Origin of the sequence: Inquilinus limosus MP06, from assembly GCF_000767795.1 — a bacterium.
In the GTDB taxonomy this organism is placed as follows: domain Bacteria; phylum Pseudomonadota; class Alphaproteobacteria; order DSM-16000; family Inquilinaceae; genus Inquilinus; species Inquilinus limosus_E.
In genome coordinates this window covers 1-12,244 of sequence record NZ_JANX01000137.1, presented here as the reverse complement: position 1 = coordinate 12,244, position 12,244 = coordinate 1, and the positions used below count along the sequence as shown (strand labels likewise).

The window sequence follows — 12,244 nt, the reverse complement described above, 5'->3', positions numbered from 1 at the left end:
GCCCTCATCCTGCGCGCGAGCCGGGTCGAGGATGCGGCCGGGCTGGCCGAGCTCCACGGCCAGCCGCGCTTCCGCTGGGGCACGCTGCGGCCGCGCTACCCGTCGATCGACGTGGTGCGGAAGTGGCTGGAGACGCGGTCGCCCGACGACGTGCACATCGTCGCCGAGGCCGAGGACCGGATCATTGGCGATGCCGTGCTCAGGCCGGGCAAGGGCCGCCGGGCGCACGCGGCCGATATCGGCATGGGCGTGCATGACGATTTCGCTGGCCGCGGCGTCGGCACGGCGCTGATGGCCGCCCTGATCGACACCGCCGACAACTGGCTGGACCTGAAGCGGCTGGAGCTGACGGTCTGGACCGACAACGCGCCGGCCCAGGCCCTGTACCGCAAGTTCGGCTTCGTCGAGGAAGGCGTGCTGCGTGCCTACGCCTATCGCGACGGGGCCTATGTCGACGCCCTGGCGATGGCAAGGCTGCGGGGGATGGGGTAGGGGTAGCCGAGGGGGAACGGTATGAGCGAAGAGCGGAAGCCGCCCACATGGCGGGTCGTGATCGCGTATATCCTTGATGTCTTTACGGTGTTTTTCGGATTTGGCTTCCTGATCGGGTGGCTGACGGGCGGGCTGACCGGCAACGGCTTTCAGCTGAACGGGCTTCCGGCGTTCGTGATGTTCGCGCTGATCATCGCCTATTTCGTCATCTGCCACCGCTGGCTCCGAGGGACGCTCTGGCGCCACATCTTGGGCGTGCCGCGGCCCGCGGCGGAGTCATAGCCGGGCTGCTACCCCCCTTTCTGTCATGCCCGGGCTTGACCCGGGCATCCAGCTGCCGATGCCGGCCGCTCCGGGCGGCCCTGGATTGCCGGGTCAAGCCCGGCAATGGCAGATCAAGGGAAGGATCCGACAACCCTCAATGCGCCGAGGCGGTGAAGCTGGGCTCGGCCAGGCCGCTCAGCTTCAGCTGGTCGACGATCTGCGCCTTCAGCCGCGCCAGGCCGGCCTCGTCGCCGCTCTCGGCCCGGGCCACCAGCACGTCCTGGGTGTTCGAGGCGCGCAGCAGCCACCAGCCGTCCGGCGTGGTCACCCGGGCGCCGTCGATGTCGTTCACATCGGCGCCGGCCTGGCGCAGCCGGGCCATCACCTCGTCGATCACCGCGAACTTCCGGCTCTCATCGACCTGGAATCGCACCTCGGGGGTCGAGACGGTGCTGGGGAAGGTGTCGCGCAGCGCCGCCAGCGTGCCGCCGCTGCGGCTGACCTGAGCCACCAGCCGCACGCCGCAATACAGCGCGTCGTCGAAGCCGTACCATTTGTCGGCGAAGAAGATGTGGCCCGACATCTCGCCGGCCAGCGGCGACTTCACCTCGGCCATCTTCGCCTTGATCAGCGAATGGCCGGTCTTCCACATCAGCGGCGTGCCGCCCAGCTTGGCGATCGCGTCGAACACGGTCTTGCTGGTCTTGACGTCGGCGATCACGGTGCCGCCGGGGTGCCGGGGCAGCACTTCGATGGCGTAGACCGCGACCAGCATGTCGCCCGGGATGATCCGGCCCTGGCCGTCGATCGCGCCGATCCGGTCGGCGTCGCCGTCGAAGGCAATGCCCAGATCGGCCTTCACCTCGGCCACCTTCGCCTGCAGCGCCACCAGGTTCTCCGGGATGGTCGGGTCCGGATGGTGGTTGGGGAAGCGGCCGTCGATGTCATCGAACAGCAGGATGTGCTTGCCCGGCAGCTTCGCGGTCAGGCGGCGCAGCACCTCGCCGGCGGCGCCGTTGCCGTTGTCCCAGACCATGGTCAGGTCGCGGGTGCCGTCATAGTCGCGCAGCAGCCGCTCGACATAGAGGTCGCGCAGGTCGAGGTCGCGCACCGCGCCGGCCCCCGTCTCCAGGTCGCCGGCCGTGGCGAGGCGGCCGATCTCCAGGATCTGGTCGCCATAGACCGGGCCGGAGCGCAGCACCATCTTGATGCCGTTATAGTCCGGCGGGTTGTGCGACCCGGTGACCATCACCCCGGCATCGGCGTCCAGGTGCTTCTGCGCGAAATACAGCATCGGCGTGGGGCCGAGGCCGACGCGCACCACCTCCAGCCCGGTCGAGGCCAGGCCCTGGACCAGCGCCGCCTCCAGTTCCACCGAGCTGAGGCGCCCGTCATAGCCGACCACGACCTGCCGGCCGCCCTTGCGCTTGACGATGGTGCCGAAGGCGGCGCCCACCGCCCGGTAGTCCGCGGCGTTCAGGGTTTTCCCGATGACGCCGCGGATGTCGTATTCGCGCAGCACGGTGGGGTGGAAGCTGTGGGTCATGATCGGGGTACGGTCCTTGAAGGGGTCGTGATGGGTCAGCCGGCCGAGCCCGGAATCGGGCGGCCGATGCTGTGGTAGCGGAAGCCGGCCGCTTCCATGTCCGCCGGCTTGTACACGTTGCGCAGGTCGACCAGGATCGGGCCGCCCATCAGCTTGATCATCCGCGCCGGGTCGAGGGCACGGAACTCGTTCCATTCGGTCAGCACCACCGCGCCGTCGGCGCCGCGCAGCGCCTCATAGGCGCTGGTGGCGTAGTCGATGTCGGTCAGCAGCTTGCGCGCCTCCTTCATCGCCTCCGGGTCGTAGGCGCGGATCCGGGCGCCGGCCTTCTGCAGCGCCGGCACCACGGTCAGGCTGGGCGAATCGCGCATGTCGTCGGTGTTCTGCTTGAAGGCCAGGCCCAGCACGGCGATGGTCTTGCCGGCGACGCTGCCGCCGAAGGCCGCGACCACGCGCTCGGCCATCTCCTCCTTGCGCGCCTCGTTGACCTCGATCACGGTCTCGATCAGGCGCTGGCGGGCGCCGGCGTCGCGCGCCGTCTGGACGAAGGCCAGCGTGTCCTTGGGGAAGCAGGACCCGCCATAGCCCGGCCCGGGATGCAGGAATTTCGGCCCGATCCGCTTGTCCAGGCCGATCGACCGGGCGACGTCATGGACATTGGCGCCGACCTGCTCGCACAGGTTGGCGACCTCGTTGATGAAGGTCACCTTCATCGCCAGGAAGCTGTTGGCGGCGTATTTGATCAGCTCCGCCGTCTCCAGCGCCGTGGTCACGATCGGCCGCTCGATCAGGTACAGCGGCCGGTAGACGTCCGACAGCACCTTCTTGGCGCGCTCGCCATCGGTGCCGATGACCACCCGGTCGGGCAGCATGAAGTCGCCGATGGCGGAGCCTTCACGCAGGAATTCCGGGTTGGACGCGATGTCGAAATCGGCGTCCGGCCGGGCCTTGCGGATCACCTCGGCGACCTTGCGGCCGGTGCCGACCGGCACGGTCGACTTGGTCACGACGACGGCGTAGCCGGTCAGCGCCCGGGCGATCTCCTCCGCTGCGGCGAAGACATAGGTCAGGTCGGCATGGCCGTCGCCGCGACGGCTGGGCGTGCCGACGGCGATGAACACCGCATCGGCGCCGTCCACCGCGGCCGGCAGATCGGTGGTGAAGGACAGGCGCCCCGCGGCCGCGTTCTTCGCCACCAGCGTGTCGAGGCCCGGCTCGTAGATCGGCATCTCGTTGCGCTTGAGCTGCTCGATCCGCCCGGGATCCTTGTCGACGCAGATGACGTCGTGGCCGAACTCGGAGAAGCAGGCGCCGGAGACGAGGCCGACGTAACCACTTCCGATCATCGCGATGCGCATGGGGGCGCGTACTCCAAGTGTCCGCCGGTCAGCCCGGCCGGGTCATCACAGATAGGGGGCAATGGCCTCGCGCAGGGCGGCGGCCAGGTCCGGCCGGTCCAGCCCGTAGGCCAGGTTGGCGGCGATGAAGCCGACCTTGTCGCCGCAGTCGAAGCGGTCGCCCTCGAAGCGCACGCCGTGGAAGGGCTGGTGGCCGATCAGCCGCGCCATCGCGTCGGTCAGCTGGATCTCGCCGCCTGCACCGCGTTCCTGCCGGTCGAGATGCGCGAACACCTCCGGCTGCAGGATGTAGCGGCCCACGATCGACAGGTCGGACGGGGCCTCCTCCGGCTTCGGCTTCTCGACCAGGCCGGTGACCTCGGCCACCGTGCCGTCGTCCTGGCCGACGGCCAGGATGCCGTAGCGCGAGGTCAGCTGCCTCGGCACCTCGCGCACCGCGATCATGTTACCGCCGCGGCCGGCATAGGCCTTGGTCATCTGCGCCAGCAGCGGGGTCCGGCACTTGAAGATCTCGTCGGGCAACAGCACCGCGAAGGGCCGGTTGCCGACCAGGTGGCGGGCGCACCACACGGCATGGCCCAGGCCCAGCGGCTGGGCCTGGCGGACGAAGCTGAACTGGCCTGGCGGCAGCTCGGCATCCTGCGCCGCCTTCAGCTGCTCGGCCTTCTTCCGCGCCTCCAGCGTGGCGTACAGCTCGTCGTTCCGGTCGAAATGGTCCTCCAGCGCGGTCTTGCCGCGGCTGGAGACGAAGATGAACTCCTCGATCCCGGCCGCCTTGGCCTCCTCGACCGCGTACTGCAGCACCGGCTTGTCGACGACGCAGAGCATCTCCTTCGGCACCGCCTTGGTGGCGGGAAGCGACCGCGTGCCGAGGCCGGCGACGGGGAAGACGGCAACCTTGACGGGTTCAGACATGAATGCCTTCTCTGAAACTCAGGACGCCCGCTATGAACGCTTCACTCTCCGCCTTGTGCCACAGAGCGGGGCGAAAAGGAAATCGCGGCCGGGCTCCGGCCGCCTAGGGCAGCACCAGCGGCGCCAGGTACTGGCGGATATTGGCCTCGAACTGGCGGTCGAACTCGCCCATCCCGTCCTGCAGCAGCCCGGCCTCGGCGCGGCTCTGGTCGGCGGCGCTGGAGCCGTCGGTCAGGGTGGTCGACCGCTCGACGCTGACATCGGCGTAGCCGCCGGTGATGTTGCCGACCGCGCCGACCTCCAGCCGGGCGGCCAGCCGCAGCGTCAGCTTCAGCGACGGCTGGTCGTTGAAGACCGAGGTCAGCCCGCCCTGGGTGGCCAGCCGCTCCTGCGTCAGGCTGGCTTGCTGGATGATCAGCTGGCCGATGCCGGCGCGACCGGCCGCCTGCAGCCGGGCCGCGCCCCAGCCGCGGATCGCCGTCGCCGGGCTCTGGGCCAGCATCGTCGCCGAAGGTGCCGCCCGGTCGACGGTGTCGATGCGGGCGACGTTCAGCCGGATCGGCGGGCGGCCGGCGAAGGACACCGGCGCGACATTCGCCAGCTCCGGCCCACCGCAGGCGCCCAGCAGCAGGAGGCCGGCGCCGGCGAGCAGGCTGCGACGGGTCAGAACGGGCATCGGCATCTTCCTTATAGTGTCATCCTCGGGCTTGATCCGAGGATCCAGGGGCTTTCAAGAGCCGCTCTCAGCGGCCCCTGGATTGCCGGGTCAAGCCCGGCAATGACAATAAAAATCGAGATCAAGATGGCCGAAGTTGGGCGGCCTGTCAGGCCGCGTATAGCGCCGCCAGCTGGTCCCGGTCGAACTCGTAGCGGGTGTTGCAGAACTCGCAGGCGACCTCGACCCGACCGTCGACGGCCAGGCTCTCGATCTCCGCCCTCGGCATCGACTTCAGCATCGACGCCACCCGCTCGCGCGAGCAGCGGCAGGAGAAGCGCATCGGCTGGGCCGGGAAGACCCTGACGCCGTCTTCATTGTAGAGGCGGTACAGCAGCGCCTCGCTGGACAGGGCCGGCTGGACCAGCTCGTCATCGGTGGCGGAGCCGAGCAGCACCATGGCGCGGCGCCAGTCGTCCTCGCGGTCGGTCGGCACCTGTTTCTCGGGGTCGGGCAGGCGCTGCAGCATGATGCCGCCGCCGCGCCAGCCGGACTCGCCGTGCCGGACGGCGGAGCGCAGCCCGGCCTGCAACTGCTCCGACTGCCGGAAATAGTGCTGGGCGCATTCCCACAGCGTCTCGCCCGACAGCTCGACGATGCCCTGGTAGCGCTCGGTGTCGCTGCCCTGGTCGACGGTGAAGGCCAAGTGGCCCTTGCCCAGCAGCGCCGGCACGGTGGTGGCGGTGCCGGCCAGCCGGCTCTCGTCGAACATGGCGTTGGCGCGGACCGCGCCGTCGCTGGTGACGTCGGCCACCACCAGCCGCACCGGCCCGTCGCCCTTGGCCTGCAGGGTGAACACGCCCTCGTATTTCAGGGCGCTGGCCAGGAGGGCGGTCAGCACCACCGTCTCGGCCAGCAGATGGGCGACCGGCTCCGGATAGGCGTGGCGGCTCAGGATGTCGTCGAGCAACGGGCCGAACCGGACCAGCCGGCCGCGCAGTCCCGACGCCTCGATCTGGAAGGGGAGGACGAGATCGTCCGCCTTCATCTGCACCGCCGCCGCCATCGTCACTTCTCTCCCAGCGCCCCCAGGCACCACAGCAGGATGCCCTTCTGGGCGTGCAGGCGGTTCTCCGCCTCGTCCCAGACCACGGATTGCGGCCCGTCGATCACTCCGTCCGTCACCTCCTCGCCGCGATGGGCCGGCAGGCAGTGCATGAACAGGGCGTCCGGCTTGGCCTGCGCCATCAGCCGCTCATCGACCTGGTAGGGCCGCAGCAGGTTGTGGCGCGACGGCGCGTCCTTGTCGCCCATCGACACCCAGGTGTCGGTGACCACCAGGTCGGCGCCGCGCACCGTCGTTTCCGGGTCGGTGCCGACCGAGACGCGGGCGCCCTCGCGATGCGCCCACTGGATCAGGTCGGCCGGCGGCGACAGCTCGTCCGGGCAGGCCAGGCGCAGCTCGAAGTCGAACATGCCGGCGGCGCGGATCCAGGACCGGGCGACGTTGTTGCCGTCGCCCGACCAGGCGGCGACGCGCCCGGCGATCGGCCCGCGCTTCTCCTCGAAGGTCATCACATCGGCCATGAGCTGGCACGGATGGGTCTCGTCGGTCAGGCCGTTGATCACCGGCACCGTCGCGTTCTCGGCCATCTCGCGCAGCCGGTCCTCGTCCGAGGTGCGCAGCATGATGGCGTCGACATAGCGCGACAGCACCCGCGCGGTGTCGCCGATGGTCTCGCCGCGGCCGAGCTGGATCTCGGTGCCGGTCAGCATCACCACCTCGCCGCCGAGCTGGCGCATCCCGACCTCGAAGGAGACGCGGGTGCGGGTCGACGGCTTCTCGAAGATCAGCGCCAGGGTGCGGCCGGCCAGCGGCTTCGACTGCGCGCCGCGCGGGTCGGTGCGCTTCAGCGCGATCGACCGGTCGATGATCCGGCGCAGATCGGCCTTGGACAAATGGTGCAGGTCGGTGAAGTGCTTGACGTCAGCCATGGGCCACCGCCTTCGCCGCCCGGGCGGTGAAAACCTTGTCGAAGATGGCGATGGCCTCGGCGATCTCCGCCGCGCCGATGGTCAGCGGCGGCAGGATGCGGACGACGTTCTCGCCCGCGCCCACGGTCAAGAGGCCGGCGGCGCGCAGCTCGGGCACGATCTGGTCGGCCGGCTGGACGCATTTCAGCCCCAGCATCAGCCCCTGGCCGCGCACCTCCTCCAGCACCGCCGGGTGGCGCTTCACCAGCGCCTCCAGCTCGGCCTTGAAGTGGCGGCCGGTGCGCTCGACCTGCTCGAAGAAGCCGTCGGCCAGGACGATGTCCAGCACCGCATTGCCGACCGCCATCGCCAGCGGGTTGCCGGCATAGGTGGAGCCGTGCGTGCCCGGGGTCATGCCGCAGGCCGCCTCCTCGGTGGCCATGAAGGCGCCGAGCGGGAAGCCGCCGCCGATGCCCTTGGCGATGCACATGACGTCCGGCGTGATCCCGGCCCATTCATGGGCGAAGAACCTGCCGGTCCGGCCGTAGCCGCACTGGATCTCGTCGAAGAACAGCAGCAGGCCGAACTCGTCGCAGATCCGGCGCAGCTCGCGCAGAAAGTCGGGGCTGGAGACCTTGATGCCGCCCTCGCCGACGATCGGCTCGATGCAGATCGCCGCGGTCTCGTCGGTGATCGCCGCGCGCAGCTCGTTCAGATTGCCCCAGGCGACCTGGTCGAAGCCGTCGACCAGTGGGCCGAAGCCCTTGATCAGCTTCTCGCCCTTGGCGGCCGAGATCGCGGCCAGGGTGCGGCCGTGGAAGCTGTTGGTGACGGTGATGATCCGCCAGCGCTTCGGGTTGCCGCGAGTGTAGTGGTACTTGCGCACCAGCTTGGTGGCACCCTCCCAGGCCTCGGCGCCGGAATTGGTGAAGAACACCGTGTCGGCGAAGGTGGTGTCGACCAGCCGCTGGGCCAGGCGCTCGCCCTCCGGGATCCGGTACAGGTTCGAGGTGTGCCACAGCTTGGCGCCCTGCTCCTGCAGCGCCTTCACCAGATGCGGATGGCTGTGGCCGAGCGCGCAGACGCCGATCCCCGCGATCAGGTCCATGTATCGTCGCCCGTCGGTCCCGAACAGATACGCCCCTTCGCCCCGCTCGAAGGCGAGGTCGGCACGCGCATAGGTCGGCATGACAGCGGGAATCATGGACAGGCTCGCTGAGAGTGAGTCTCGGTCAGAGTCTCGTGGTTGCGGGAAGGAGGCGACTAAGCCCAGCTTATGCGGCGCTTGTCAACGCGCGCCCGTGCCGTTATAACGCGCGCTCCGTTCGGGTGGCGAGGCCGGGGTCCGATCCCCGGGGCATGCCCAACCACCCATTCACATTCTTCCTTCGGAAGGACCGAAAATGCCCAAGATGAAGACCCATTCGAGCGCCAAGAAGCGCTTCCGGCTGACCGCCTCCGGCAAGGTCCGCTACAACTCTGCCTATCGCCGCCACCGCCTGCTGACCAAGACCAAGGCGGCCAAGGAGCGGAACCAGGGCACCAAGGTGATGTGCGACGCCGACGCGACGAAGGTGAAGCGCTATCTCCTGGTCAACGGCTGAGCAGAGGAGCGCTGAGCAATGGCACGAGTTTCCCGCGGCGTCACTAGCCACGCCCGCCACAAGAAGATCCTCAAGCTCGCCAAGGGCTATCGGGGCCGCGCTTCGACCAACTATCGCATTGCGATCGAGAAGGTCGAGAAGGCGCTGCGCTATGCCTATCGCGACCGCCGCAACAAGAAGCGCGATTTCCGCGGCCTGTGGATCCAGCGCATCAACGCCGGCGTGCGCGAGCACGGCCTGACCTATTCGAAGTTCATGCACGGCATCAAGCTGGCCGGCATCGACATCGACCGCAAGGTCATGTCCGACATCGCGACGCGCGATGCGGAGTCGTTTAAGGCCTTGGTCGATCAGGCCCAGGCCGCGCTCAAGAACGCCGCTTGATCCCATCCCGCCCCGGCGGGATCGGATAGAGCGAAAGGAAGCGGGGGTCGGGCCTGAGGGCTCGGCCCCTTTTTTCATGGCCGCTGTCTTGATGCAGTGAGCGGCGGCCAAAGCCATCGGGGATGCAGGCGATGGAACAGGTAGAGACGCTGAAGCGCGACGTGGCCGCGGCGCTGGCCCAGGCCGGGGATCTGGCGGCGCTCGACGCCGTGCGGGTCGCGGCGCTGGGCAAGAAGGGCAGCCTGACCGGCCTGATGGCGGGACTGCGCGACCTCGACCCCGAGGCGCGCAAGGCCTTCGGCGCCGCGCTGAACGTGGCCAAGGACGAGATCACCGCCCTGCTCGACGCCCGTAAGGCGGAGCTGGAGCGCGCGGCGCTGAACGCCAGGCTGGCGCGGGAGACGGTCGATGTCACCCTGCCGCCGCGGCCGGAGCGGACGGGCCGCATCCACCCGATTAGCCAGACCCGCGACGAGATGGTCGCGATCTTCGCCGAGATGGGCTTCACCGTCGCCGAAGGGCCGGATATCGAGGATGACTGGCACAACTTCACCGCGCTGAACATCCCGCCGGAGCATCCGGCGCGGCAGATGCACGACACCTTCTATCTGCCGGACCGGCCGGACGGGAAGGCGGCGGTGCTGCGCACCCACACCTCGCCGGTGCAGATCCGCACCATGCTGACGCAGAAGCCGCCGATCCGCATCGTGGCGCCAGGCCGGACCTTCCGCTCGGACTACGACCAGACCCACACCCCGATGTTCCATCAGATCGAGGGGCTGGTGATCGACGAGGCCATTCATATGGGCCATCTGCGCGGCTGCCTGATCGAGTTCTGCCGTGCCTTCTTCGATCTGCCGGACCTGCCGCTGCGCTTCCGCCCCAGCTTCTTCCCCTTCACCGAGCCGTCGGCCGAGGTCGATATCGGCTGCTCGCGCAAGGGCGGCGAACTGAAGCTGGGCAATTACGGCGACTGGCTGGAAATCCTGGGCTGCGGCATGGTCCATCCGAAGGTGCTGGAGGCCTGCAGCATCGATTCCACCCGCTACCAGGGCTTCGCCTTCGGCATGGGGATCGAGCGCCCGGCGATGCTGAAATACGGCATCCCCGACCTGCGCACCTTCTTCGAGGCCGATCTGCGCTGGCTGAAGCACTATGGCTTCGTGCCGCTCGACGTGCCCAGCCTGGCCACCGGCCTGACCCGCTAAGACCGCCCGCCGCACGAGGCCGAGATCATGAAATTCACCCTGTCCTGGTTGAAGGACCATCTCGACACCACGGCATCGCTGGGCGAGATCACCGACACGCTGACCCGCCTCGGCCTCGAGGTCGACGGCGTCGAGGACCCGGCCGCCGAGCTGGCGCCCTTCACCATCGCCTATGTCAAGTCGGCGGTGCAGCACCCCAACGCCGACCGGCTGCGGGTCTGCATCGTCGACACCGGCCGCGGCGAGGTGCAGGTGGTGTGCGGCGCGCCCAATGCCCGCACCGGCATGAAGGGCGTGTTCGCGCCCGCCGGCTCCTACATTCCCGGCACCAAGGTCGACCTCAAGGCCGGGACGATCCGCGGCGAGGCCTCGAACGGCATGCTGGTGTCGGAGCGCGAGCTCGGCCTGTCGGACGAGCATGACGGCATCATCGACCTGCCGGAGGACGCGCCGCTCGGCGCCTCCTTCGCCGCCTGGCGCGGCCTGGACGACCCGGTGATCGAGATCGGGCTGACCCCGGACCGGGCGGATTGTGCCGGCATCCGCGGCATCGCCCGCGACCTCGCCGCCGCCGGCCTCGGCATGCTGAGGCCGCTCGATGAGACCCCGGTGGCGGGCAGCTTCAAGACCGACCTGACGGTCGATCTCGACTTCCCGCCCGATGCCGCCGCGGCCTGCCCGATGTTCGCGGCGCGGGTGTTCCGCGGAGTGAAGAACGGTCCCAGCCCGGCCTGGCTGCAGGCGCGGCTGAAGGCGATCGGCCTCAGGCCGATCTCGGTGCTGGTCGATATCACCAACTTCTTCACCTTCGACCGCAACCGGCCGCTGCACGTCTTCGACCAGGCCAAGGTCAAGGGCGGCCTGAAGCTGCGCCTGGCCAAGGGCGGCGAGGCTCTGGCGGCGCTGAACGACAAGACCTACACGCTGGGCGCCGGCGCCACGGTGATCGAGGACGACACCGGGCCGCTCAGCCTCGGCGGCATCATGGGCGGCGCCTCGACCGGCGTGTCCGACGAGACCACCGAGGTGATCCTCGAGGCGGCGCTGTTCGACCCGGTGCGCACGGCGATGACCGGCCGGGCGCTGGGCATCAACAGCGATGCCCGCTACCGCTTCGAGCGCGGCGTCGACCCGGCGGCGGTGATCGCCGGGATGGAGCAGGCAACCCGGATGATTCTGGAGCTGTGCGGCGGCGAGGCCTCGCAGCTGGTGGTCGCGGGGCGGGAGCCGGACTGGCGCCGGACCCTGACCCTGCGTCCGGCGCGGGTCGAGAGCCTGGGCGGCCTGGACGTGCCGCGCGACCGGCAGGTGGCGATCCTCTCGGGGCTCGGCTTCGGCGTCACCGACGGCGCCGACGGCCTGATCCAGGCGGCGGTGCCGTCCTGGCGCGGCGACGTGCAGGGCGAGGCCGACCTGGTGGAGGAGGTGCTGCGGGTCAACGGCTACGACGCCATCCCGGCGGTGCCGCTGCCGAAGCTGACCTCGCTGACCCAGCCGGCGCTGAGCCCGTCGCAGAAGGCGCGTGAGCTGGTGCGCCGCACCCTCGCCGCCCGTGGCCTCGACGAGGCGGTGACCTGGTCCTTCATGGACGGACGCGACGCCGCGCTGTTCGGCTTCCAGAACACCGGGCTGAAGCTCCTGAACCCGATCGCGTCGGACCTCGACACGATGCGGCCCTCGGTGCTGCCGAACCTGATCCGCGCCGCCGGCCGCAACGCCGCGCGCGGCCTGCCGGACGCGGCGCTGTTCGAGATCGGCCCCGCCTATCGCGACGCCACCGAGACCGGCCAGGCCATGGTCGCCGCGGTGGTCCGCGCCGGGGGCAGCGGCCCGCGCCACTGGGT

Annotated in this window: 13 protein-coding genes; 6 read left to right on the top strand and 7 right to left on the bottom strand. The window is 69.5% G+C overall.

All coding sequences use genetic code 11. The features are described from left to right. On the top strand, nt 1–492 hold a 492-nt coding region (locus P409_RS13185), incomplete at its 5' end, for a GNAT family N-acetyltransferase (RefSeq protein WP_034836919.1). A 21-nt stretch (nt 493–513) separates the two neighbouring features. Continuing rightward, the gene (locus P409_RS13180) at nt 514–774 is read left to right on the top strand and encodes a hypothetical protein (protein ID WP_034836916.1); all 261 of its coding nucleotides are present in this window, start codon (nt 514–516) and stop codon (nt 772–774) included. Between the two features lie 136 nt (nt 775–910). Here P409_RS13180 and pgmG read toward each other — a convergent pair whose 3' ends face one another. The 7 genes from pgmG to P409_RS13145 all read right to left on the bottom strand — a co-directional run bounded on the left by pgmG (nt 911) and on the right by P409_RS13145 (nt 8,408). Further along, nucleotides 911–2,302 carry a phosphoglucomutase/phosphomannomutase PgmG gene (gene pgmG / locus P409_RS13175; RefSeq protein WP_034836913.1) on the bottom strand — a complete coding sequence of 464 codons (1,392 nt, stop codon included), beginning with the start codon at nt 2,300–2,302 and terminating at the stop codon, nt 911–913. 35 nt (nt 2,303–2,337) lie between these two features. Further along, nucleotides 2,338–3,660, bottom strand: coding sequence for a UDP-glucose dehydrogenase family protein (locus P409_RS13170; protein ID WP_034836911.1), 1,323 nt, complete (start codon nt 3,658–3,660; stop codon nt 2,338–2,340). 45 nt (nt 3,661–3,705) lie between these two features. Then, nucleotides 3,706–4,575 carry a UTP--glucose-1-phosphate uridylyltransferase gene (locus tag P409_RS13165; protein WP_034836908.1) on the bottom strand — a complete coding sequence of 290 codons (870 nt, stop codon included), beginning with the start codon at nt 4,573–4,575 and terminating at the stop codon, nt 3,706–3,708. 103 nt (nt 4,576–4,678) lie between these two features. Next, nucleotides 4,679–5,251 carry a hypothetical protein gene (locus P409_RS13160; protein ID WP_034836905.1) on the bottom strand — a complete coding sequence of 191 codons (573 nt, stop codon included), beginning with the start codon at nt 5,249–5,251 and terminating at the stop codon, nt 4,679–4,681. Nucleotides 5,252–5,399: 148 nt separating this feature from the next. Continuing rightward, nucleotides 5,400–6,296 carry an Hsp33 family molecular chaperone HslO gene (locus P409_RS13155; RefSeq protein ID WP_034836902.1) on the bottom strand — a complete coding sequence of 299 codons (897 nt, stop codon included), beginning with the start codon at nt 6,294–6,296 and terminating at the stop codon, nt 5,400–5,402. A gap of 2 nt (nt 6,297–6,298) precedes the next feature. Continuing rightward, on the bottom strand, nt 6,299–7,225 hold the full coding sequence (gene argF / locus P409_RS13150; RefSeq protein WP_034836899.1) for an ornithine carbamoyltransferase: 927 nt from the start codon (nt 7,223–7,225) through the stop codon (nt 6,299–6,301). After that, entirely contained in the window at nt 7,218–8,408 is a 1,191-nt protein-coding gene (locus tag P409_RS13145) for an aspartate aminotransferase family protein (RefSeq protein WP_034836896.1), read from the bottom strand. The genes argF and P409_RS13145 overlap by 8 nt, the downstream gene beginning before the upstream one ends. 199 nt (nt 8,409–8,607) lie before the next feature. Between P409_RS13145 and rpmI the strand changes: the two genes are divergently transcribed. The 4 genes from rpmI to pheT all read left to right on the top strand — a co-directional run. Beyond that, nucleotides 8,608–8,808 (top strand): 50S ribosomal protein L35, encoded by a 201-nt coding sequence (gene rpmI / locus P409_RS13140; protein WP_034836893.1) that lies wholly within the window; start codon nt 8,608–8,610, stop codon nt 8,806–8,808. 18 nt (nt 8,809–8,826) lie between these two features. Further along, a complete protein-coding gene (gene rplT, locus P409_RS13135) occupies nt 8,827–9,192 on the top strand; it encodes a 50S ribosomal protein L20 (protein ID WP_034836891.1) in 366 nt (121 codons plus the stop codon). Nucleotides 9,193–9,323: 131 nt separating this feature from the next. Continuing rightward, nucleotides 9,324–10,400, top strand: coding sequence for a phenylalanine--tRNA ligase subunit alpha (gene pheS, locus P409_RS13130; protein WP_034836889.1), 1,077 nt, complete (start codon nt 9,324–9,326; stop codon nt 10,398–10,400). Between the two features lie 27 nt (nt 10,401–10,427). Next, nucleotides 10,428–12,244 (top strand): phenylalanine--tRNA ligase subunit beta (pheT, locus tag P409_RS13125; RefSeq protein WP_034836887.1); only part of this gene is annotated, 1,817 nt, incomplete at its 3' end.

Excerpts from the sequence above, each read along its gene's own strand:
- P409_RS13180 (WP_034836916.1), top strand. The coding sequence starts at position 514 with ATGAGCGAAGAGCGGAAGCCGCCCACATGGCGGGTCGTGATCGCGTAT.
- pgmG (WP_034836913.1), bottom strand. The coding sequence starts at position 2,302 with ATGACCCACAGCTTCCACCCCACCGTGCTGCGCGAATACGACATCCGC.
- P409_RS13170 (WP_034836911.1), bottom strand. The coding sequence starts at position 3,660 with ATGCGCATCGCGATGATCGGAAGTGGTTACGTCGGCCTCGTCTCCGGC.
- P409_RS13165 (WP_034836908.1), bottom strand. The coding sequence starts at position 4,575 with ATGTCTGAACCCGTCAAGGTTGCCGTCTTCCCCGTCGCCGGCCTCGGC.
- P409_RS13160 (WP_034836905.1), bottom strand. The coding sequence starts at position 5,251 with ATGCCCGTTCTGACCCGTCGCAGCCTGCTCGCCGGCGCCGGCCTCCTG.
- P409_RS13155 (WP_034836902.1), bottom strand. The coding sequence starts at position 6,296 with ATGGCGGCGGCGGTGCAGATGAAGGCGGACGATCTCGTCCTCCCCTTC.
- argF (WP_034836899.1), bottom strand. The coding sequence starts at position 7,225 with ATGGCTGACGTCAAGCACTTCACCGACCTGCACCATTTGTCCAAGGCC.
- P409_RS13145 (WP_034836896.1), bottom strand. The coding sequence starts at position 8,408 with ATGATTCCCGCTGTCATGCCGACCTATGCGCGTGCCGACCTCGCCTTC.
- rpmI (WP_034836893.1), top strand. The coding sequence starts at position 8,608 with ATGCCCAAGATGAAGACCCATTCGAGCGCCAAGAAGCGCTTCCGGCTG.
- rplT (WP_034836891.1), top strand. The coding sequence starts at position 8,827 with ATGGCACGAGTTTCCCGCGGCGTCACTAGCCACGCCCGCCACAAGAAG.
- pheS (WP_034836889.1), top strand. The coding sequence starts at position 9,324 with ATGGAACAGGTAGAGACGCTGAAGCGCGACGTGGCCGCGGCGCTGGCC.